Origin of the sequence: Serratia sp. CC22-02 (assembly GCF_900182895.1) — a bacterium.
Taxonomy (GTDB): Bacteria; Pseudomonadota; Gammaproteobacteria; order Enterobacterales; family Enterobacteriaceae; genus Serratia; species Serratia nevei.
On record NZ_FXUD01000002.1, the window covers coordinates 999,237 to 1,019,053 of the forward strand.

General features: G+C 59.5%; 20 protein-coding genes and 1 tRNA gene. 10 read left to right on the plus strand and 11 right to left on the minus strand.

Features of this window, described 5'->3' with window-relative positions; translation table 11 throughout:
* The first annotated feature begins 240 nt into the window (after window positions 1-240).
* Window positions 241-316, plus strand: a tRNA-Lys gene (locus tag QOL81_RS11585).
* Window positions 317-536: 220 nt separating this feature from the next.
* Here QOL81_RS11585 and QOL81_RS11590 read toward each other — a convergent pair.
* Both QOL81_RS11590 and QOL81_RS11595 read right to left on the minus strand, forming a co-directional pair.
* Entirely contained in the window at window positions 537-1,040 is a 504-nt protein-coding gene (locus tag QOL81_RS11590) for a DedA family protein (RefSeq protein WP_197757929.1), read from the minus strand.
* Between the two features lie 74 nt (window positions 1,041-1,114).
* Window positions 1,115-2,428, minus strand: coding sequence for an MFS transporter (locus QOL81_RS11595; protein WP_197757928.1), 1,314 nt, complete (start codon window positions 2,426-2,428; stop codon window positions 1,115-1,117).
* A gap of 383 nt (window positions 2,429-2,811) precedes the next feature.
* Here QOL81_RS11595 and QOL81_RS11600 point away from each other — a divergent pair, with 383 nt between their 5' ends.
* On the plus strand, window positions 2,812-3,114 hold the full coding sequence (locus QOL81_RS11600; protein WP_197757927.1) for a putative quinol monooxygenase: 303 nt from the start codon (window positions 2,812-2,814) through the stop codon (window positions 3,112-3,114).
* Between the two features lie 117 nt (window positions 3,115-3,231).
* Here QOL81_RS11600 and QOL81_RS11605 read toward each other — a convergent pair whose 3' ends face one another.
* The 3 genes from QOL81_RS11605 to QOL81_RS11615 all read right to left on the minus strand — a co-directional run bounded on the left by QOL81_RS11605 (window position 3,232) and on the right by QOL81_RS11615 (window position 5,616).
* Window positions 3,232-3,786 (minus strand): hypothetical protein, encoded by a 555-nt coding sequence (locus tag QOL81_RS11605; RefSeq protein ID WP_060419623.1) that lies wholly within the window; start codon window positions 3,784-3,786, stop codon window positions 3,232-3,234.
* Window positions 3,770-4,336 (minus strand): GNAT family N-acetyltransferase, encoded by a 567-nt coding sequence (locus tag QOL81_RS11610; protein WP_197757926.1) that lies wholly within the window; start codon window positions 4,334-4,336, stop codon window positions 3,770-3,772. The genes QOL81_RS11605 and QOL81_RS11610 overlap by 17 nt, the downstream gene beginning before the upstream one ends.
* Before the next feature lie 107 nt (window positions 4,337-4,443).
* Window positions 4,444-5,616, minus strand: coding sequence for an MFS transporter (locus QOL81_RS11615; protein ID WP_197757925.1), 1,173 nt, complete (start codon window positions 5,614-5,616; stop codon window positions 4,444-4,446).
* A 338-nt stretch (window positions 5,617-5,954) separates the two neighbouring features.
* Here QOL81_RS11615 and QOL81_RS11620 point away from each other — a divergent pair, with 338 nt between their 5' ends.
* The 3 genes from QOL81_RS11620 to QOL81_RS11630 all read left to right on the plus strand — a co-directional run bounded on the left by QOL81_RS11620 (window position 5,955) and on the right by QOL81_RS11630 (window position 8,137).
* On the plus strand, window positions 5,955-6,671 hold the full coding sequence (locus QOL81_RS11620) for an autoinducer binding domain-containing protein (RefSeq protein ID WP_060419617.1): 717 nt from the start codon (window positions 5,955-5,957) through the stop codon (window positions 6,669-6,671).
* Between the two features lie 179 nt (window positions 6,672-6,850).
* Complete coding sequence (locus QOL81_RS11625) at window positions 6,851-7,279, plus strand: universal stress protein (protein ID WP_033642623.1); 429 nt, start codon at window positions 6,851-6,853, stop codon at window positions 7,277-7,279.
* Window positions 7,280-7,456: 177 nt separating this feature from the next.
* Window positions 7,457-8,137 (plus strand): hypothetical protein, encoded by a 681-nt coding sequence (locus QOL81_RS11630; protein WP_060419615.1) that lies wholly within the window; start codon window positions 7,457-7,459, stop codon window positions 8,135-8,137.
* Window positions 8,138-8,183: 46 nt separating this feature from the next.
* Here QOL81_RS11630 and QOL81_RS11635 read toward each other — a convergent pair whose 3' ends face one another.
* The 5 genes from QOL81_RS11635 to QOL81_RS11655 all read right to left on the minus strand — a co-directional run bounded on the left by QOL81_RS11635 (window position 8,184) and on the right by QOL81_RS11655 (window position 14,483).
* Entirely contained in the window at window positions 8,184-9,197 is a 1,014-nt protein-coding gene (locus QOL81_RS11635) for an Ldh family oxidoreductase (RefSeq protein WP_197757924.1), read from the minus strand.
* 19 nt (window positions 9,198-9,216) lie between these two features.
* Window positions 9,217-10,782 carry an APC family permease gene (locus QOL81_RS11640; protein ID WP_060440237.1) on the minus strand — a complete coding sequence of 522 codons (1,566 nt, stop codon included), beginning with the start codon at window positions 10,780-10,782 and terminating at the stop codon, window positions 9,217-9,219.
* A 44-nt stretch (window positions 10,783-10,826) separates the two neighbouring features.
* Complete coding sequence (locus tag QOL81_RS11645) at window positions 10,827-12,443, minus strand: aldehyde dehydrogenase (NADP(+)) (RefSeq protein ID WP_197757923.1); 1,617 nt, start codon at window positions 12,441-12,443, stop codon at window positions 10,827-10,829.
* 55 nt (window positions 12,444-12,498) lie between these two features.
* Window positions 12,499-13,419, minus strand: a complete 921-nt coding sequence (locus QOL81_RS11650; RefSeq protein WP_060440235.1) for a dihydrodipicolinate synthase family protein — start codon at window positions 13,417-13,419, stop codon at window positions 12,499-12,501.
* Window positions 13,420-13,628: 209 nt separating this feature from the next.
* Window positions 13,629-14,483 carry an AraC family transcriptional regulator gene (locus QOL81_RS11655; protein WP_060419604.1) on the minus strand — a complete coding sequence of 285 codons (855 nt, stop codon included), beginning with the start codon at window positions 14,481-14,483 and terminating at the stop codon, window positions 13,629-13,631.
* Between the two features lie 389 nt (window positions 14,484-14,872).
* Here QOL81_RS11655 and QOL81_RS11660 point away from each other — a divergent pair, with 389 nt between their 5' ends.
* Genes QOL81_RS11660 through QOL81_RS11675 form a run of 4 tightly spaced genes read left to right on the plus strand, consistent with a single transcriptional unit; the run spans window position 14,873 to window position 18,462 of the window.
* Window positions 14,873-15,820: a 4-hydroxyproline epimerase gene (locus QOL81_RS11660; RefSeq protein WP_060419601.1), complete on the plus strand. Its 948-nt coding sequence runs from the start codon at window positions 14,873-14,875 to the stop codon at window positions 15,818-15,820.
* Window positions 15,820-16,944 (plus strand): NAD(P)/FAD-dependent oxidoreductase, encoded by a 1,125-nt coding sequence (locus tag QOL81_RS11665; RefSeq protein WP_060440233.1) that lies wholly within the window; start codon window positions 15,820-15,822, stop codon window positions 16,942-16,944. The genes QOL81_RS11660 and QOL81_RS11665 overlap by 1 nt, the downstream gene beginning before the upstream one ends.
* A complete protein-coding gene (locus QOL81_RS11670) occupies window positions 16,941-17,201 on the plus strand; it encodes a (2Fe-2S)-binding protein (protein WP_197757920.1) in 261 nt (86 codons plus the stop codon). The genes QOL81_RS11665 and QOL81_RS11670 overlap by 4 nt, the downstream gene beginning before the upstream one ends.
* Window positions 17,194-18,462: an NAD(P)/FAD-dependent oxidoreductase gene (locus QOL81_RS11675; RefSeq protein ID WP_197757919.1), complete on the plus strand. Its 1,269-nt coding sequence runs from the start codon at window positions 17,194-17,196 to the stop codon at window positions 18,460-18,462. The genes QOL81_RS11670 and QOL81_RS11675 overlap by 8 nt, the downstream gene beginning before the upstream one ends.
* A gap of 47 nt (window positions 18,463-18,509) precedes the next feature.
* Here the strand turns inward: QOL81_RS11675 and QOL81_RS25765 are convergent, their stop codons facing one another.
* A complete protein-coding gene (locus QOL81_RS25765) occupies window positions 18,510-18,869 on the minus strand; it encodes a hypothetical protein (RefSeq protein WP_004927961.1) in 360 nt (119 codons plus the stop codon).
* Between the two features lie 541 nt (window positions 18,870-19,410).
* On the opposite strand from QOL81_RS25765, the gene QOL81_RS11685 reads away from it, so the two are divergent.
* Window positions 19,411-19,725 (plus strand): hypothetical protein, encoded by a 315-nt coding sequence (locus QOL81_RS11685; protein WP_060419594.1) that lies wholly within the window; start codon window positions 19,411-19,413, stop codon window positions 19,723-19,725.
* Window positions 19,726-19,817 lie beyond the last annotated feature (92 nt).

Sequence of the window (19,817 nt, forward strand, 5' to 3'; positions counted from 1 at the left end):
CCACCTTTGTGCAACATGTTTACAACATTTATACGCGGGATAAAAGTCGATCAATCTTTACACGGAGGAGGCAAATCGGACGTTCAGGGAGCGGAAGATTACTCTTCAAAAGGTGGGATTAATAGACCTTATGCGGCTTATCTCGTTGATTAAACAAAGGGTTGTAAAATTCGCATGAGAAAAAGTAATGAGTGTAAGCGTTTGACAGCGGCATTGGCGAGGAGGACAATTTATCTCGTTGGGTCGTTAGCTCAGTCGGTAGAGCAGTTGACTCTTAATCAATGGGTCACAGGTTCGAACCCTGTACGACCCACCAACCAAATCAGCGTGTTACGCCCAGGCTTTTCTCCGTTTCTTCCCGCATTGCGCCGTTTTAAGCGCGCATTCTGCAAAAAAATTCGCATTTTTCGACTGATGTTCAGAAAGGTGATCTGGCGCAAACTGCGGTGTTGCACGGCAGTTTATACGGCAAGAGAGGCTGTGCGCTGGCGCAACGTCGGCGCATGGGGCGGTCATTTGCCCAAGAATCTTTCAGGTCAAGATGCGGGGAATAAATGCGCAGCCGACATCAAGATCAGCGCCCAGGCGGCGGCCGAGAGTGCGGCGGTGGCATAGACGCGCCCCAGCGGCAGCTTCAGCATGCCGGCCATCAGCGGTACGGTATAGCGCATTACCGCCAGAAAACGCGAGGCGAACAGCAATGGCAACCCGCGCTTTTGCAGGGCGCGCTGGGCTTTGTGCAGCGGAGCATGAAAACGCGCCGGTAGCCGGCTGCCAAGATCGCGGCGGCATAGCAGCGCGCCGCAGTGGAACGACAAGATCGATCCCAGCGCGGCCCCGAGGGTGATGGCCGCCCAAACGGCGCCGACAGGCAGCGCGTGCTTGCCCGCAACGATGCCCATCAGCAGCGTGACCGAGGCGGGCGGCAGGACGGAGGAAACGAAGATCACGGATTTACCCAGCGCAAACAGGAAAATCAGCAGCAGCAACATCTCCGGCTCCGGGGTGTATTTGGCGATAATGTGCGTTAATTCATCCATTTAACACCTGTGGGCGAGGGGGCTGAATGCCAGTGTCCCATCCGCAGGTTCAATAATGGCTAAATAACGCGCCGCTATCCGGCAATCTTTGCGTCTTGCTTGCTCACGTCGGCGCGCCGGTTTTTGAGCGCCCACAACAGCGCGGCGCACAGCAGTGCAAAGGCGGCCAGCACCAGCGGCCCGGCATGCGGGCTGTGAAAACGCTGTTCCGCCTCGGTGCGGATAAGCGGGGCTAAAAAGCTGAACGCCGCGCCGAGCGTGGTGCAAAAGCCGATGCCGGCCGCCAGCGCCGGGCCGGTAAGCACCTGAGCGGGAAACGTCCAGAAAATCGGCTGTACCGCCAGGAAACTGACTGCACAACAGCTCAGGGCGGTGATAGCGAGCAAAGGACCGGCATAGGAAGAGACCACCAGCCCCAACGCCGCCGCGACCATGCAGGCGACGGCGATCGGTAGTCTTCTGGCGGTGTTTCTGTCGGCAAAGCGCGGCAGGAAATAGACGCCCAGCGCAGAGAACGCCCAGGGAATGGCGGCCACCAGCGAGGCCTTGAAGCCGAGATGGGTGCCCATCAGCGAGGCGACCTGCGAAGGCAGGAAAAACATCAGGCCGTACACGCCGATCTGCAGGGTGCCGTAGATCAACGCCAGATGCCAAACTTTGCCGCTTCTCATCGCTGCTTTGACGCTGCTGGTTTCGGTCTGCTGCTGTTCGGCGGCCAACTGTGCGACCAGCGCCGTGCGTTCTTCCTCAGTCAGAAAGCGGGCCTGCTGCGGGCTATCGTCGAGATAGAAAAAGGCGAAGACGCCGAGGGCGACGGCCGGCAACCCTTCCAGCACGAACATCCAGAACCAGCCGGGCTTACCCAGTACGCCGTGCATCTCCAGCAATGCCCCCGACAGCGGGGAACCGAGCGTCAGGGCCGCCGGCACGCCGAGCACGAAAATGCCAATGACCGAGGCGCGCACCTTATTGGGAAAATAGATCGACGCGAGCAGCAGGATGCCGGGGTAAAACCCGGCCTCGGCGATCCCCAGCAGAAACCGCAGGACGATAAACTGCTGTTCGTTGGTCACCAGCCCGGTGCAGGCCGACAGCGCCCCCCACAGCGCAGTGGTGGCGCTGAGCCAGCGTTTGGCGCCCCAGCGGTTCATCAGCAGGTTGGCCGGGATGCCGAACAGCGCATAGGCGGCAAAAAATATCCCGGCACCCAATGCGAAGGCGGATTGCGACAGCGCGATATCGATGGCCATCGCGTCCTTGGCAAAGCCGACGTTAACCCTGTCGATAAAGGCGATAAAGTACATGGCGAACATCAATGGCACCAGCCTGCGCCAGGTTTTACGAATGGCGACGTTGAGCGCAGGAGCGGCATAGGTGGTGTGATTCACTGGCGTTAACCTCTCTTCTGAGAATGACAAGCGTCGGTCACAGGACCGTCCTGATGCCGTTGCCCTCAACACGACGGTAACCCCGGTTTTTCTTCGCGATCCTTAAAGGTCTAAAGGACTAATGGTCAGGCCTTTAAGGGCGAAAAAAACGCCGCGTATCGGGTCGGCAGGGTGGTGCAGACATCACCATGGTGAATGGTGTGTTGCTTTTTTGTTAACCGGAAGTTCACACAGGGTCAGGGTAGGTTCAAGCGCTTTGATCGAGATCTGTGTGCGCTATCACCGAATTGGCAACCCGGCGATAGGCCTGGAGTAGGGGGCTTTCATCTCGGGAGTGAGGACGATAAGGTGAGGCACGGCAAAACAGAATGCAGGAGCGCAACATGCTGAAGGTCATCGCTGAAGATTTTATCCATCCGGAACACATTGAAACCGTTATGCCATGGTATCGCGAGCTGGTGGAGAAAACCCGGCAGGAACCTTTGTGCATCAGTTATGAGCTGTGCATCGACCAGCAGGACCCCGGGCATTTTATTTTTATCGAAAGCTGGCCGGATCGCGCCGCCCTGGATGTACATTGCCAGACCGAGCATTTCACCCGGCTGGTACCGCAGATCAACCACTATCAGCGCAAGCCTTGCACCTTCCTGTTTATGCAGGCATTTCCCGAGGTGAACGATGACTAGATGAAAAAAGCCCCGCAGGGGGGCGGGGCTAATGGCTTCTCAATGCATTTTGTAGTGGTTAAAAAATAACCTTATTGCTTGAGGCATGCTCTGAGAATGCTCCTAAATGTATTCATCCTATGAATGATTATGCGCGGTGGCCTCGCTGGCGGTCCTGATGTCGCGCAACATACGGCGGCGTATCAGCCCGCTGACCAGGCGAATAGTATACCAGTAGGGGGTGAACCGCCGTCGGCTGGCGTCGTCGGGGCAGAAGATGCGCGTTTCCGTTACCAGGCGGCAGTGGCCGCTCGGCAAAGGGGTCACGACGTAACCCAACGCCAGTTTGGCGACGCCGGGCTGAGCGAAGGCCAGAAACCCCGGCCCGTCGGCGACGTCCTCCAGACCGTATTCGGCCTGCCAAAAGCGGCCGATCAGGCCATAGACCAGCGCCGTTTCATCCCGCTCAAGCAGGCAAAAGTTATGCAGGCCAAACGGCGGTGGGCTGGGTTTATCGCGTGGCATCAGCCGTGCGGGCAATTCGCGCAGCGCTATCATGCTGCGGAAAAAGCGATCGTGCTTGGGATCGTAAGCGGCCACGGCCGCCAGTATCCGGGCCGACGGCGCGGCGATGGTGATGGCATGCCGCTCCGAGAACTGGTATTGCCCAAGGTATTTATTCAGCAGCGCCATGCTTTGCATTCTCCCGCCATTCACTTTGCAGCAGAGCGAAACCGAATTCGTCGCCCCACGCGCCTTTAAAAAACACGTTTTGCCGCCAATGGGCCTCGCGCCGAAAACCCAGCTTGCCGAACAGCGCGGCGGCGCCAAGATTACGCGCGTCCACCACTGCGGTAATGCGGTGCTTCGCCAGCGGCCCGAACAGCAGGGCGATGACGGCGTTCAGCGCCTCGTGCGCCATCCCTTGCCGCTGATGGCTAGGCGCGAAGGTCACGCCCAGTTCAGCCTGGCGCCCCGCATCGAAGAAATGCACTGCGACATCGCCGAGCAACGCGCCGTCTTCGCGGCGCTCGACCGCCAGTTGAAACCAGCTGTCATCACGGTTGAACGCGAGCTGCCGTTGCTGTTCGAAAAAGGCCTGCGCATCGGCGGCGCCGTAGTCGCTCCAGCTTTGATAGCGCGCCACGTCCGGGTGGCTGCGGTAGGCGGTAAAGTGGGGCAGATCGCTGGCCGTGAACGGGCGCAGGATCAGTCTGGGGGTCTGCAGAGGCAAAGGGCGCATTGTTTTTCCTTATCAGCGCATTAGGGCTACCGGCAGTGTAGCCCAGCGCCGAGAGGTGGGCTGCGTAAAATGAGCTGTGGAAAAAGGTGAGGAAAGTCGGTCATCGTTCACTCGTCGGGAGTGTTTCTCTGAAAAAAGATCAGCGTCAGCAGCAGGGCGATGGCGCCGAGCGGCAGCGAAAACAGCGGCAGGTAATGGGCCGGCAGCGCGTAGAGCGTCAGGCCGCCCAGCATGCCGCCCGCCGCGATGCCGGCGTACAGCACCGAGCTGTTGAGCGACACGGTCAGCGCGCCAAAGCGTTTCGACAGCGACAACAGGTGATGTTGAATCGGCACCAGATACATCCAGCCGGTGATACCCCAGACCAGAAAGATGGCCAGCACCCACCAGGGTGAGGTGACATAAAAGGCTAACAGAAACAGGGACAGCGTTTGGAGCGCCACGGAAAACAGCAGCACAAACTTGCTGCCGAGGGCATCGGTTAACGCACCGGAGGCAAAATTGCCGATCACCGCGCCAATGCCGAACAGCAGCAGCGCGAGGGAAAGAATCGCCTGCGGGCCGAACTGGGTGTTTTTCAGCAAGACGCTGACATAGCTGTAGACGATGTGTTCCGAGCAAACGGCAAAAAAGGTGATCAGCAGCGTAGTCAGCACCGCCTTTTGCCGCAGCGGGGCGAGCCGCTCTTTCAGCGAATGCTTGCCCGGTGGCGCAATGGCGCGCAGCGCCAGCGAAAGGCCCAGCAGCGCAATTGCCCCCAACAGGGCGATGAACAGGAATATTTCACGCCAGCCGAGCAGTTTGGCGAGAAAGGTACCGAATGGAATACCGAGCGCAATAGCCAACGTCATGCCCCCATAGACGATGGAAATGGCCAAACCGCGGCGTTTTTCCGCCACCAGCCCCACCGCGGCGGCGGCGGCCTGCGGCGTGTAACAGGCCGCTCCCAATGCGGCCAGCACTCTGCCGAACGCGATCTGCAGGTAGCTGGTGGCCCAGGCGCAGGCCAGGTTGCCGGCGATGAACAGCACCAGCGCCAACTGCAGGATATGCTTGCGGTTGATGTTGCCGAGCAGCCAGGCGGTCAGTGGCGCGAACAACATATAAGCCAGCGCGAATACCGATATCAACTGCCCCGCTTGCGCGGGGCTGACGGCAAAGGTATCGGAAATGTCGCTGAGCACGCCGGCGACGATAAAGGCGTCGGTGCCGATGGCGAACGTGCCGGTCGCCATCAGATAAAGCGGGGAAAGCTGACCGTTATAGCCCGTTAATCTCATTCTGTATTCCTGGCATGTTCGTTTTTATCGCGGCACGCCTCCATTATTTTCTGCATGACGGCGTCTATTCATCAAACTTAGGCTCACAGGAAAAGTAATGGTGGATAGGTGGCGTTGTCTATGACAGGAATAACAGGTTTACGTGCCGAGGAGATTATGCTATTCGCGCAGTTTTCCAATTCGGTGCAATAAAAGGCTTATTTTAAAGGGAATAGCTGTTTTCGTTATAGCGTTGGTGTTTTTTATTATATGAAACGGCTACTGGCGCCGGGCGACGATATTCTATAGTGAGTCTGACCTATCGATAAATCGGCATCGCTATCTGGAGAACCTGCGTTATGGATACCCGCACTCAACGGCTCATGGCGGAGGTGATTGGCAGCCTGGCCGATCGCGAATGCTTTCTGACGCAGCTGGAGCCCTGCGCCGAGGCGCTGGGGTTTGATTATTTCTCCTACATCGTGTTTTCCTGTTATCCGGCCAGCCGCCCCAAGATGCTGATCGAAGGGAATTTTTCAGCGAACTATCTCGAGGATTATCGGCGGCAGCGGGTGTATTTGCAGGATCCGGTTATTGAGCGCGCTCACCATTCCACGCTGCAGTTCCAGTGGGACGAAAGCTTTTATCACGAGCGGCCGACGCTTTGGCGGCATATGGCGCAATTCGGCCTGTGCGCAGGTTGGTCGCAGTCGGTTAAGGATTGCTATGGCCGGCTGGGGATCCTGACGTTTGCCGGTAAAGCACTACCCGAGCAAGCGCCGCAAGCGCGTGCAGTAAATGAAACTTTTTTCCTTTGGCTGGCGCAAACCGCCCATAAAACGCTGCGTGAAGCCTTGATCTCGGTGAACGACGACGCGATAAAAGATGTGCTGACGCTGCGTGAAAAAGACATTTTACGCTGGTGCAGCGAAGGGAAAACGGCGGAAGAGATCGCGCTGTTGATGGGGTTGAGCGAGCGCACGGTCAATTTCCATATCGGCAACTCGATTAAAAAACTTTCTGTCGCCAATAAGACCGCCGCTACCGCCAAGGCGGTTTATTTGCAGCTGATTTAATCTCGAGTACTAAATAATTAAGTGCCTATCCGTTATCGGTGTGATGTTTATATTTTGTTAAATTAAGAATTATCCTTATCAGTATTTACCTCCGATCACAAAAGCGTGATAAAGCGATTCACCGCGCCCGTGCGCGGCAGTATTCTGTAGGCACCCGGTTTACATTGAAAGGACGTGATATGTACAAGACTATTTTGGTGCCGATCGACATTGAAGAGGACCTGTTGACCGAACATGCACTGAAGCATGTGGAATACTTGGCGAAGATGTCTGGCGCTAAAGTGCATTTCTTCCATGCGCTGCCGGATGCCTCGGCTTTTGTGACTGCCTATTCGTTCGGCCTCAAGGAATTTGAGAATCAGGCGGAAGTGAAGGCGGTAGAGAAGCTGAAGAAAATCATGTCGGAAATCGATCTGCCGTTGGATCGCCTCAATTACACCGTCAGCTTCGGCTCTGCGCGCGATCAGGCGCTGGAGTTGGCGGAAGAGATCGACGCCGATCTGATCATCATCGGTTCGCGCCGCCCGAGCGTGAAAACCTATCTGCTGGGGTCTAACGCTGCCGCTATCGTTCGCCATGCCAATATTTCGGTGATGGTCGTCAGATAATCCGTCTTAAGCCCACCGTTTTCGGGCGCGTTCTGCGTTTGCCGGTCGGCTGCAGAGCGTGCCTGGCGTTTTATTGCCATCTCAGCCTGAGCTGCTACGATTTTAGCTGACGTTTTTATGCCAACCGGGCCACCGGCCTTGCGCATATTCTTCATCTCAGCCAGAAGAGGGGCAGCTATGCCATTAGAAGTCGATGGGATCATCAGAGGCGATCGGGGCAGTGAACCGAGCCGTTGGCAACACGCGTCAACCAAACCGCTTATCACGCTGACCTGGCATCACACCATTCCCTGGAACTGTTTGCGTAATGTCTGGAATGGTCTGGTCGCGGGGCAGCATTGGGACGCGCTGGACGAGTTTATGAACCTGATCGGTGTGCCAAACCGCGCCGAGGTGCTCAAACAGATCAAGAATAAAAACCTGCAGGATCGCGATGGATTACACACTTTGGTGACCTGGCAAGGATGGAATATCGTCGAGGGGCCGGGTAATGAATATCGTGCGCAGGGAGACGATCCCGGTGAAAATTTCGACGGTTGGTCGGGTAAGGGGATGAGCACTAACCAGCAGGCGACGCAGCAGCAGGTCAACGTGTTGTACCGGGTGATGGAGCCGTTGGGCCGCCGGGCGCTGGACGCCGCCAGACAGGCGCCGCCCATTACCGCTAAGGAAGCGGGCATTTTGCAACGGACGATTAAACAGACCCGCCCAACGTTGCGAGGAAAGGAACCGATCCGGTGGCAAGAAGACATGTGGCATCAGGTGCAGTCGGGTAAAGAGGCGAAACACTTCGCCCGCTGGGATACCAAACCGGTATGGCGCAAGCGTCTGCACAGCGACCTGGCTCAGGCAGGGTAAAACTCACCTCGCGCCGGATTGCCGGCGCGAGGGAATCAATCCGGCGCTAATCGCACAGCGCCACGATTTCGTCATATAGCGCCCTGGGGATCTCCACGCCGTCTTGTTCGCTCTGCCTCCGCTGCCGATAACGGCGTTCGCCGGGGATGCGTGCGCCTTGCGCCTGCATATCAGCAAACATCGCCTCTGCGCTGGCGAAATATTTCGCCTTATCCGCACCGAGAAAACGTTCAGGATCCAACGCGATGATCAGCTCACCGCCGTAAGGCGACGAACCGGTGCCGTCGTCGTAGGCCAGCGATTCCTTGCTGGTCATATCGCCGATCAGCGGCCCGGCCAACAATTCAACCATCGCCGCCAGCGCCGAGCCCTTATGTCCGCCGAAGGTCAGCATTGCGCCCTCCAACACGCTGGCGGCATCGGTGGACGGATTGCCTGCCTTATCAATGCCCCAGCCTTCAGGCAGCGGGGTGCCTGCGCGGCGATGCAATTCGATTTCGCCGCGTGCCGTCGCGCTGGTGGCCATGTCGAACAAAAACGGCGGCCGATCCGGGCGCGGCCAGCCGAAGGCAATGGGGTTGGTGCCGAACAGCGGGCGCGAACCGCCGGCCGGCGTCACCCAGGCGTGGCTGGGCGTGCAGGCCAAGGCCACCAACCCCTGCTCGGTCAGCGGTTCGATGTCGGCCCACAGCGCGGAGAAGTGCACGCAGCGGTTGATCGCCAACGCGGCGATACCGTTGGTGCGCACCTTATCGATAAAGGCCGGCAGAGCGGTGCGGTAGGCCAGCAGAGAAAACGCGCCGCCGGCATCGGCGCGCAAGATAGCCGGTGCCTGGTCGAACAGCCTGGGTATCGCATCGGCAGAAACCTTGCCTGCCTGCAGCGATCGCACGCAGCCCAAGAGCCGGTACAACCCGTGCGAAGCGCAGCCGTCGCGTTCACCCTGGGTGACATTTTGCGCTACCGCCTCGGCATGCGCCTGATTGAAACCGTTGCTGCGCAGTGCGCGCAACGCCAGTTGATAAGCCTGTTCCAGCGACAGAACGTGCATGGATGTCATTTTGATGTCCTCCCTGGGTTCATTCTTCTTCATCGCCGATAAAATTGGCCTGGGGTAAACAGGTATAGGCGCCCCAGTAGTAAACCGCCAGCGCAATCACCGCCATGGTAAGGGTGTCCCACGGGTGGGCAATGGCGCTGATCCCGCCGAAGCTGCTGAGGTAGGAGAGTGCGATCACCAGCGCATAGAAGACGATCAGCCACAGCGAGGACCAAATTTGCTGCCGGAGGCTAACGGCGTGGGTCGGCACCTGATTTTTGAACAGGATGTAGATGAAGAACATCAGGATCTGCAAACCGAGCAGCCAGGAGACGGTATCCCAGCCGGACCAGAAGACGATCAACGCCGAAATGATAAACGACAACGGGCCGAGCACGCAGAAAGCGCGCACCCGGAACGGACGCGGCATATCGGGTGCATTGCGCCGCAGCCCGGCGGCGGTGACCGGGGCGATGGCGTAGCTCAGCACCAGCGCGGCGGACACCACGCCGATCAGCTTTTCCCACGACGGGAACGGCAGCGTCCAGAATACCGAGAGAGCGAAGGTCAGCCACAGCGCCGGGCGGGGAATGCCGGACTCGCCATCTACCCGGGTGAACAGTTTGAAGAAGGTGCCGGCGCGCGCCCAACCGTAGATTACGCGAGGCGTGGCGTTCATATAGATATTGCCGGTGCCGCTCGGTGAAACGATCGCGTCGCTGACCACCAGAAATGCCAACCATCCCATGCCCAGCGTGATGGCGATATCGCGGAACGGCAGGGAGAACTGTTGGCTGATACCGGCCCAGCCGCCGCTCAGCATCTCGCTGGGGATACTGCCGAGAAACGCTATCTGGAGCAGCACATAGATGATGGTGGACAGCACCACCGACAGGATCAGCGCGATGGGAATGGTGCGCTGCGGCCTTTGCACCTCGCTGGCGACCGAAATGATCGGCGTCAGGCCGAGGTAGGCGAAGATGATGCCGCCGGCGGAAATGGCGGCCTCAACCCCGGCGGAACCGAAGGGAGCAAAGCCCTGGCTGTGCAGGTTTTCCGGTTTGAAAAAGCTGAACAACACCACGATCACCAGCAGCGGCACCAGAAATTTCAGCACGCTGATCAGGTTATTGGATTTGGCGAAGGTTTTGACGCTGTAGTAGTTGAGCGCGAAGAAAAAGCACAGCAGCGCCAGCTGCACCAGCCAGCCGATCGGCGTAGGGTCGCCGGAACCCGGCTGGCTGAGGAACGGGAACCAGGCGGCGGCGTATTGCCGGGCGGCGACGACTTCGATGGCGATCAGGCTGGAGAAGGCGATCAGCGTGATAAATCCCAGCAGATAACCCATCAGCTCGCCGTGCGAGAACACCGGATAGCGAATGATGCCGCCGGCGCGCGGCAGGGCGGCGCCCAGTTCGCAGTAGACGATGCCGAGCAGCAGCACCGCCAGGCCGCCGATCAGCCAGGAATAGATGCCGGCCGGGCCGGCGATGGAGGAGACATGGCTGGCGGCGAACAGCCAACCGGAGCCGAAGATGGCGCCCAGACCGATGAACGTCAGATCGGTGAGCGTAAGCTGCTTCTTGAATTTGCCTTGGGTTGTCATGGTATTACCCTTTTGTTATTGAGTGGCAGGCAGATGCGGCCGGGCTAATTTTTGGCAGGTGAAACCAGGGGATCTCGGGTGAATACGCCGTTCACCAGCCGCAGCAGGTTGAGCGGATTGGCGTCCTGCAGCGGTGGCGGCAACAGCGCCGCTGGCGTGTTTTGCAAACAGACCGGCCGCAGGAAACGTTCGATGGCCAACGTGCCTACCGAGGTGCCGCGTGCGTCGCTGGTCGCCGGATAGGGGCCGCCGTGCACCATGGCGTCGCACACTTCTACCCCGGTCGGATACCCGTTGAACAGCACCCGACCGGCTTTGCGTGCCAACAGCGTCGTCAGCCCGGCGGCCATATCGAGATCGCCGTCATCCGCCAGCAGCGTGGCGGTCAACTGACCTTGCAATGCCGCCAGCGCCGCGTACAGCTGTGCTTCGCTATCTACAGCGACCAGGATGCTGGCCGGGCCGAAGACCTCCTGTTGCAGCAGCGGATCGGCCTGCAGCAGCAGCGCCTCCTCCGCTTGATACAGCTGGGCCGTCGCCCGATGAGGGGGCGTTTCGCTGCGGCCCGCCAGACGGCGCATACCCGGGTGCGCATCGAGGGCCGCCAGCCCGTGACGGTAGTGTTCCAGCGTGCCGGTATTCAGCATCGGTTGCGGCTCGGCGGCGTTGACCAAGGCGCTCATCGTTTCGGCCAGCCGATCGAAGGCGGCGCCACGCAGCGCGACGATCACGCCGGGCTTGGTGCAGAACTGACCGCAACCTAGCGTAAAGGAAGAGACCAGTTCCTGCGCGATGTGCTGCCCGCGCCGCGCCAGCGCCTGTGGCAGGATCACGACCGGATTGATGCTCGACATTTCGGCGAAGACCGGGATGGGTTGAGGGCGTTGCGTCGCCAGATCGAAGAGCGCTCGACCGCCTTGCAGTGAGCCGGTGAATCCCACGGCCTGAATCGCCGGATGTTGTACCAGGTCGGCTCCCACGCGGTTGCCGAAGATCATGTTGAAGACGCCGGCAGGCATCCCCGTGCGTTTCCGGGCGCGCTCGATCGCCTGAGCGGTCAGCTCGGCGGTGATCATATGGCCGCTGTGCGCCTTGAACACGACCGGGCATCCGGCGGCGAGCGCGGCGGCGGTATCGCCACCCGCGGTGGAGAACGCCAGCGGGAAGTTGCTGGCGCCGAATACCGCCACCGGGCCGAGCGCCGTGCGGTATTGACGTAGATCGGGGGGCGGCAGGGGGGAGCGCTGCGGCAGCGCGCAGTCGATGCGCACGCCCTCGACGTCGCCGCGCCGCAGCAGCGTAGCGAACAGCCGCATCTGGCCGCTGGTTCTGGCGCGTTCGCCGCTCAACCGCGCCGGCGGCAAGGCGGTTTCCTGCATGGCGAAGGAGAAGAAAGCCTCATCCAACGCGTCTAACTCCTTGGCAATGGCGTCGAGAAAGTTCGCGCGTTGTTCCGCGCTGAGCTGCGAATAGGGTGCAAAGGCCGCGGCGGCAGCTTCTGCGGCGGCGGCGGTTTCTGCCGCCGTGGCCTGGTGGAAGCGGTAGCCGGTCGGTTCACCGTCGTCGGCGCGCAGGCTGAGCAGCGTCGCTTCCCCTGCGGCGCAGCGCTGGCCGCCGATAAATTGTTGGCCGCTGATGGCGGCATAGCGATCGTTGGGCATCGGTTCCCCCCGGTAGAGAAAGCATGACGCCCGGCATGGCCGGGCGATGAAGGTGTTACAGGCCGACGTTCGGCAGCGCAGGGCGAGTGGCCAGCGCTTTCTCGATCACGGCGTTGATCTCGGTGAGCGTCTCGCCCTGCAGCGGCAGGCGCGGCGGACGAGTGACGGCGCTGCCGCGGCCGACCCGCTGTTCGCAGAGTTTGATGCACTGCACCAGATCGGGGCGGGCATCGAGGTGCAGCAGTGGCATAAACCAGCTGTACAGCGCCAAGGCTTCCTCATAGCGTTTTTCCTTCGCCAGCCGGAACAGCGTTTCTCCTTCGCGCGGGAAGGCATTGGACATGCCGGAGATCCAACCTTGCGCACCAACGGCGAGGCTTTCCAGCACCACATCGTCCAACCCGGCAAACAGCACGAAGCGATCGCCGACTTCGTTGCGCAGATCGATAAAGCGGCGGGTGTCGCCCGAAGAGTCTTTGAAGCACACGATATTTTCGCAGTCGACCAGCGAGGTCAGGATGTCGGGCGTGACGTCATTTTTGTAAATGGGAGGATTGTTGTAGACCATGATCGGCAGATCGGTCGCGCCGGCGACGCTGCGGAAGTGCGCGGCAGTTTCGTGCGGCTTGGCGGAGTAGACCAGCGCTGGCATCACCATAATCCCGTCGACGCCGGCCTTTTGCGCTTCACGCGCCATGTTCTGCGCGAAGGCGGTGGTGAACTCGGCGATGCCGGCGATCACCGGAACTTTACCGTCGGCGGCGTCTCTTGCCACTTCGATCACCGCCAGCTTCTCTTGCACCGTCATCGAGGTGTTTTCACCGACGGTGCCGCACACCACCAGGCCGGAGACGCCGTCGCGCACCAGGTTTTTAATCACCGTATGAGTGGCATCGAGGTCCAGAGAGAAATCGTTGCGGAACTGGGTCGTCACCGCCGGGAATACGCCGCTCCAGCTTATGGCTTTATGGCTCATCGTGTTTGTCCTGTCGTCCGAAAGTGTTAATGAAAAGTGAATCTTTGGTAAGGCTCACCGACAGATTGACCGGTATTGCGCGGAGAGGCTTGACGCTTTTCGCCGATTGCCGCGACGAAATTGGCACAATGGCGCCGAATAGCGGGCGTGAAAAAACCGGGCGCCGGTGCACCGTGAAAAGAGGGGGGTTAACCAGATAAATCAGCGCATTAAGCGGAAAGCGTCAGGCGGAAATCGCGCGGCGTAGAGCCGGTCATCGCTTTGAATTGACGGCTGAAGGCGCTGTGATCGGTGTAGCCGCACAGCAGCGCGATGTCGGTGATCGGCAGATCGCCGGCCAGCAGTTCCGTGGCCTTTTCTAACCGTACTTTGTGGATCATCTGGCGCGGGGTGAGGTGGAAGATACGTTTGCAGTAGCGTTCGATCTGCGCCACCGACAAGCCGGTCAGCGCCGTTAGCTCCTCAAGCGCGATCGGCCGTGCGTAGTGGCGGCGGATGTGCACGTCGATCGCCGCCAGCCGTTGGTAGGCCGGGTGATGGGCCCTGGCCTCCTGCAGATCGTGAGAAATACCCGCCATACCGATGATTTTTCCCTGCGCGTCGTACAGCGCCAGCTTTTGCGTCAGGCACCAGCCGGTTTCGCGGCCGTTGTACAGGTGCATTTCCAACTGATCCTGGATCAGCACGCCGTGGCGCAATACCCGCAGATCCTGCTCGGTGTAGCCGGATCCGAGCTGGGCGGGAAAAACGTCGGCGGAGGTCTTGCCCAGCAACGGCGTAACAGTTTTGAAACCGCAGCGCCTGGCCAGCGTCAGGTTGGCCAGCAGGTAGCGGGCCTGGGCGTCTTTGATAAAGAACACCACGTTAGGGATCGCGTTCAGCAGCGGCGCGATCAGCGCCAGCGTATTCAGCAGATCGCGCAGGTTGTTCGGGCGCTGCTGCGCCAGGCCGTCGCACAGGCGCGACAGATGTTCAACGGCGAAAACGTCCTCTTGCTCCGGCAGCCCCACGAGCGAAGGCGGAGAGAGAGAAACCGGAGGCTGATAGTCTGAAGTGAATCGCATAGCTGTCCCTTTTCGGTCGTTAGCCGGAAAAACAGGCGGCTCGGGTTGATGTCTTCGCATCAATATTAACTTTTCTTTAACGAATCAAGCGCTATTTCCGGCCGCCTGCCAAATATGCGGATTGCCGCATACTTTTGCCGCGCGGTGCGTGGCGGTTGCTTGAAAACTGCGGCGCTTCTCGCCACGGGGAGGTTTAGCATGAAATTAAGGCTATGATAAATAAGTTATTGTTATGGTTTTCGTTAAGGGCGCGCCCGTGACGCGTCAGGCCTGACTTTTGTCACTGTGCTGATTTCTTCATTTGCCGCGCCGAAACGCATCAAGCCGTAATGGCCACATTCGTTCAGGCTAACGCCATTGGTAACATCTCATTAACCCAGGAGACGCCGATGGCACTTTCTGCGCATATCACCGCTTTGCGGGCGATCGATTCTCATACCGGCGGAGAGCCGACCCGCCTGATCGTGGAAGGCTTTCCCGATCTTGGCGAGGGCAGCATGGCGGAACGGCGGGCGCGTTTCGCGCAACATTATGACGATTGGCGCTGTGCGGTGATGCTCGAGCCGCGCGGTAACGACGTGTTGGTGGGGGCGTTGCTGTGCCGCCCCTGTTCGCCACAGGCCACCGCCGGCGTGATCTTCTTTAACAACAGCGGCTACCTGGGCATGTGCGGGCACGGCACCATCGGGCTGATCGCTTCGCTGGCGCACCTGGGGCGCATCCACGCCGGGCGTCACCTGATAGAGACCCCGGTCGGCCCGGTAAACGCCACGCTGCACGAGGACGGCAGCGTCACGGTGGAGAACGTGGCGGCTTATCGTTACCGCCGCCAGGTGCGGCTTGAGGTGGCGGGTTACGGGCCGGTGACGGGTGACATCGCCTGGGGCGGCAACTGGTTCTTCCTGATCGGCGAGTCGCCGTTGCCCATCGATAAACAAAATCTGGAGGCGTTGACCGCGTTCACCTGGGCGGTGCGGCAGACGTTGGAGCAGGCGGGTATCTGCGGTGAAGACGGCGGAGCGATAGACCATATCGAACTGTTCGGTGACGATCCGCAGGCCGACAGCCGCAGCTTCGTGCTGTGCCCCGGAAAAGCCTACGATCGCTCCCCGTGCGGCACCGGCACCAGTGCCAAACTGGCGTGTCTGGCGGCGGACGGCAAGCTGCCGCCGGACACGCAGTGGCGGCAGGCCAGCGTGATCGGCAGCGAATTTCAGGCCTACTATCGCCGGAATGGCGATCGCATTACCCCCTTTATTCGCGGGCAAGCCTATGTGTGCGCCGATAGCCAACTGCTGCTCGACGAACGCGATCCCTTTGTCTGGGGAATACGCTGATGGGCGTCGGGCGGAAAGCCGATGTCATCGTGATCGGCGCCGGCATCATCGGTGCCGCCTGCGCCTGGTGGCTGGCGCGGGAAGGGTATCGCGTCTCGGTGGTGGACGATCGCCGCGCCGGCGCTACGGCCGCCGGCATGGGGCATCTGGTGTGCATGGACGACAACCCGGCCGAGCTGGCGTTGAGCGCTTATTCGCTGCGGTTATGGCGTGAAGTGACGGGGCGCATGCCGCAAGCGTGTGCCTGGCGCGGCTGCGGAACGCTATGGCTGGCGGATAAAGCGGATGAAATGGCCATCGCCGAGCAAAAGCGGGCGCGGCTAGCGGAGCAGGGCGTAGCCGCTGAATTGCTGACGGCGGAGCAGATCGCCGCCATGGAGCCGATGCTGCGGCATGGCCTGGCCGGTGGGCTGCGGGTGCCGGGCGACGGCATTCTGTATGCGCCGCTCGCGGCTCGCTGGCTATTGGCCGACGGTGGCGCGGCGATCGACGTGGTGCATGGCGAAGCAGCCGCGCTGGAAGAGGGGGCTGTGCGGCTGGCGGACGGCAGGCGCCTGGCTGCGCCGACGGTGGTCCTGGCCTGCGGCCTTAGGGCCAATAGCCTATTGCCGCAGACTTTGCTGCACGCCAAGAAGGGCCATCTGGCGATCACCGATCGCTATCCGCCGCGGGTGCGGCATCAGTTGGTGGAGTTGGGATACGGTGCCAGCGCGCATGCCAGCGGCGGCACATCGGTGGCATTCAATGTGCAGGCACGGCCCACCGGGCAATGGCTGATCGGTTCTTCCCGCCAGTTCGATGCCGTCGATTCGGCGTTGGACATGCCAGTGCTGGCGGCGATGCTCACGCGTGCGCAGCATTTCTTGCCCGCGCTGGCGCAGATGAACATCATTCGCTGCTGGACCGGGCTGCGCGCCGCCTCTGTCGACGGGCTGCCGCTGCTGGGCGTGCATCCGCGGCATTCCTGGCTGTGGCTGGCGTTGGGGCACGAGGGATTGGGCGTCACGACTGCCCTCGGCAGCGCCGCGCTGATTACTGCTCAGATCGGCCGGCAAACGCCGGAGATTGACGATACCCCGTATTTGGCGGCACGGGCGTTTGCTGCCGAGGAGCTGCCGGTATGAATGAAGGACAAAACACGCTTACGTTGAGCATCGATGGCGATCCCTGCCGGGTGCCGGTTGGCATTAGCGTTGCTGCGGCACTCAGCCTGTGTGGCGACGATCGTTGTCGGTTGTCTATTTCTCACCAACCGCGCTCCCCCTTTTGCGGCATGGGCGTTTGCCAGGAGTGCCGGGTGACCATTAATGGTCTGCGTCGTCTGGCGTGCCAGACGCTGTGCCAAGCCGGTATGCGCATTGAGAGGAGCGATGATGAGTAACTTCGACTGTGAGGTGCTGATCGTCGGTGCCGGGCCGGCCGGCATGGCGGCGGCGCTGGCCGCAGCGGAAAGTGGTGGCCAGGTGCGAATGATTGATGATAATCCGCATCCCGGCGGGCAAATCTGGCGCGATGGGCCGCAGGTGGCTTTGCCTGAAACGGCGAACCGCTATCGGCAGGCGGTGGCGACGATGGAAAATATTGCGCTGCAGTCCGGCTGCAAGCTGGTGGCGCAGTGTGGCGCTAACCGATTGGCCTATGAAGATGCCGAAGGCTGCGGCGTGATTCGCTATCAGAAGCTGATTTTATGCAATGGCGCGCGTGAACTGTTGTTGCCGTTTCCCGGCTGGACGCTGCCGGGGGTGACCGGCGCCGGTGGTCTACAGGCGCAAATCAAGCAGGGGCTGGCGATCCGTGGTGAGCGAGTGGCGATCGCCGGCAGTGGTCCGCTGTTGCTGGCGGTGGCGAACAGCGTGAAACAGGCCGGCGGCGAGGTAGTGCTGGTGGCGGAACAGGCGCCGCTTTGGCGGTTGGCGGCGTTCGCCGGCGGGCTGTGGCGCTGGCCGGCCAAACTGCGTCAGGCGTTTTCCCTGATGCCGCGTCGTTACCTTGCCGGCAGCCGGGTACTGGCGGCGTTGGGGCAGGAACGTTTAACCTCGGTGCACGTCAATAACGGCGGGCGGGAGAGAACGATCGCCTGCGACAGGTTGGCCTGCGGTTTTGGCCTGGTGGCGAATATTGAGTTGGCGATGCTGCTGGGGTGTTGGATAGAACACGACGCCGTAGCGGTGGATCATTGGCAGCAAACCAGCCTGGCGCATATTTTTGCTGCCGGGGAGTGTACCGGCATCGGCGGCAGTGAATTGGCACTCACTGAAGGCGCTATCGCCGGTTATGCTGCCACTGGGCAGCGGGAAAAGGCAGAGCGCCTGGCGGCGCAGCGGCGGCAGTGGCGACGTTTCGCCACGGCGGTGGCAAGCACCTTTGCACTTGATGATCGCTTGAATTCGCTGGCCAAACCGCAAACGATACTGTGTCGCTGCGAAGACGTCATGCTGGAACAAATTAGCCATCAGCCAGATTGGAACACGGCCAAGTTGAGCAGCCGTTGTGGCATGGGGGCTTGCCAGGGCAAAGTCTGTGCGACGGCGGCGAGGCAGCTTTTGGGCTGGCCTTTACCGCCACCGCGTGTGCCTTTAACGCCGGTCAGAGCGGAAACGCTGGTTGCTCTGGGAGGGCATTGCAGCGACGATGCCAATTGATGGCGCATCGCTGCGGTGACGTTTCAGTCCAATCCTACGTCGCTGCATCACCATTGCGGCCAATAGTAGGTTTTCTCACGCCAGCCTTTGCCGTACATACAGGCTTCGATGGTGGCGTCTCGGGCGGACTGATTGCGATCGGTCTGCACTGTTTTAATCGACGGTTCCTTGTCATAGCGGTATCCCGATGGGCAGTCTTTCTTGTTCTTCTCGCAAGGAATGTATTTGTTTTCGTAGCTGAACTCCACGTCCCGCACCACGTCCGGGGGGAAGCGATCATAGCCGCGGCTACGGCATTCGGCATATTCGGCATTCCGGGTACTCTCAACCGCGCCGGGCCTTTCCCATTGTGTGCAGGCGGTCAACATCAATAACGGCAAAACAATCAAACAACGGCAATTCTTCATGGTGTCCCTAATTCTTTCTCTATCCTGGGGCTCGCCGCCTAGGAATGTTCCTAACTGGCGAGGTGAGAAAGTGTAATAAACTGACGGAACAATTGGAAAAGATAATGGTTATTGTTTAGGTGTGATTGAGGTAGCGCCGCGTCGAGAGAGGATGTGGCGAATTGAGGGAGGCCGGCAGGGATCGCGATCTCACGACGAGAGGGCGACGTGACGCTGGTTTTATCCATTCTCTTTTTTGCCGCAATATACCGATCGCCATTGCATCATTTTGAGAAGGGAAACAATATGCAGGCTAAGTATTTTCTTATCCTATTTTAATGTCATTTTTATTTAGGATATTTACCCATACCTAAGATTTAATTCCCGGTATTAATACCTTATTTTTTTATTTCTGTTTTTTTATTGTGGTTTTATTTTCAGATTTCATCCATGAAAGGCTTTTTAGTTACAGGGAATTCATTTGCATTTTAAATTTGGATTTTTTAAATTCAGCTCAGATGAAGGATAACCGTTAGCGACAGAGTCAAAAAAGGAGTTTATTTTGTCTGGGATAAAGAAAACGCCTGAAAGTCATGACGGTTTACCTTCATCATCAGAGGATTATGATACGTTTAAGCACCTCTCTGATGTTGGCACCGTGTTGGGATATGGGCGAACTCGCTTTTATCAGTGGTGCCGCGGGCGTGGATTTCTAACCCCGATGAATGTGCCTTCACATGAAATGATCAGCCTGGGATATATGGTGGCGGTGTTATCAGAGACCGGCCATACCCGGGTTTACGTCACGCCGGATGGTTTCAGTTACGTCAGCGGTGCGTTTGCGGCAGATATCCAACGTGGCATGGTCAAGTTTTAAATTTGCAAGAATCTCCTTTATTTCAAGAGCTTTAATGCAGAATCTTCTTATTCCTGCGGGTTGGTGGGGGCGTGGGAAGTTGTCCGATTTTT

Excerpts from the sequence above, each read along its gene's own strand:
- QOL81_RS11590 (WP_197757929.1), bottom strand. The coding sequence starts at position 1,040 with ATGGATGAATTAACGCACATTATCGCCAAATACACCCCGGAGCCGGAG.
- QOL81_RS11600 (WP_197757927.1), top strand. The coding sequence starts at position 2,812 with ATGCTGAAGGTCATCGCTGAAGATTTTATCCATCCGGAACACATTGAA.
- QOL81_RS11605 (WP_060419623.1), bottom strand. The coding sequence starts at position 3,786 with ATGGCGCTGCTGAATAAATACCTTGGGCAATACCAGTTCTCGGAGCGG.
- QOL81_RS11610 (WP_197757926.1), bottom strand. The coding sequence starts at position 4,336 with ATGCGCCCTTTGCCTCTGCAGACCCCCAGACTGATCCTGCGCCCGTTC.
- QOL81_RS11615 (WP_197757925.1), bottom strand. The coding sequence starts at position 5,616 with ATGAGATTAACGGGCTATAACGGTCAGCTTTCCCCGCTTTATCTGATG.
- QOL81_RS11620 (WP_060419617.1), top strand. The coding sequence starts at position 5,955 with ATGGATACCCGCACTCAACGGCTCATGGCGGAGGTGATTGGCAGCCTG.
- QOL81_RS11625 (WP_033642623.1), top strand. The coding sequence starts at position 6,851 with ATGTACAAGACTATTTTGGTGCCGATCGACATTGAAGAGGACCTGTTG.
- QOL81_RS11630 (WP_060419615.1), top strand. The coding sequence starts at position 7,457 with ATGCCATTAGAAGTCGATGGGATCATCAGAGGCGATCGGGGCAGTGAA.
- QOL81_RS11635 (WP_197757924.1), bottom strand. The coding sequence starts at position 9,197 with ATGACATCCATGCACGTTCTGTCGCTGGAACAGGCTTATCAACTGGCG.
- QOL81_RS11640 (WP_060440237.1), bottom strand. The coding sequence starts at position 10,782 with ATGACAACCCAAGGCAAATTCAAGAAGCAGCTTACGCTCACCGATCTG.
- QOL81_RS11645 (WP_197757923.1), bottom strand. The coding sequence starts at position 12,443 with ATGCCCAACGATCGCTATGCCGCCATCAGCGGCCAACAATTTATCGGC.
- QOL81_RS11650 (WP_060440235.1), bottom strand. The coding sequence starts at position 13,419 with ATGAGCCATAAAGCCATAAGCTGGAGCGGCGTATTCCCGGCGGTGACG.
- QOL81_RS11655 (WP_060419604.1), bottom strand. The coding sequence starts at position 14,483 with ATGCGATTCACTTCAGACTATCAGCCTCCGGTTTCTCTCTCTCCGCCT.
- QOL81_RS11660 (WP_060419601.1), top strand. The coding sequence starts at position 14,873 with ATGGCACTTTCTGCGCATATCACCGCTTTGCGGGCGATCGATTCTCAT.
- QOL81_RS11665 (WP_060440233.1), top strand. The coding sequence starts at position 15,820 with ATGGGCGTCGGGCGGAAAGCCGATGTCATCGTGATCGGCGCCGGCATC.
- QOL81_RS11670 (WP_197757920.1), top strand. The coding sequence starts at position 16,941 with ATGAATGAAGGACAAAACACGCTTACGTTGAGCATCGATGGCGATCCC.
- QOL81_RS11675 (WP_197757919.1), top strand. The coding sequence starts at position 17,194 with ATGAGTAACTTCGACTGTGAGGTGCTGATCGTCGGTGCCGGGCCGGCC.
- QOL81_RS25765 (WP_004927961.1), bottom strand. The coding sequence starts at position 18,869 with ATGAAGAATTGCCGTTGTTTGATTGTTTTGCCGTTATTGATGTTGACC.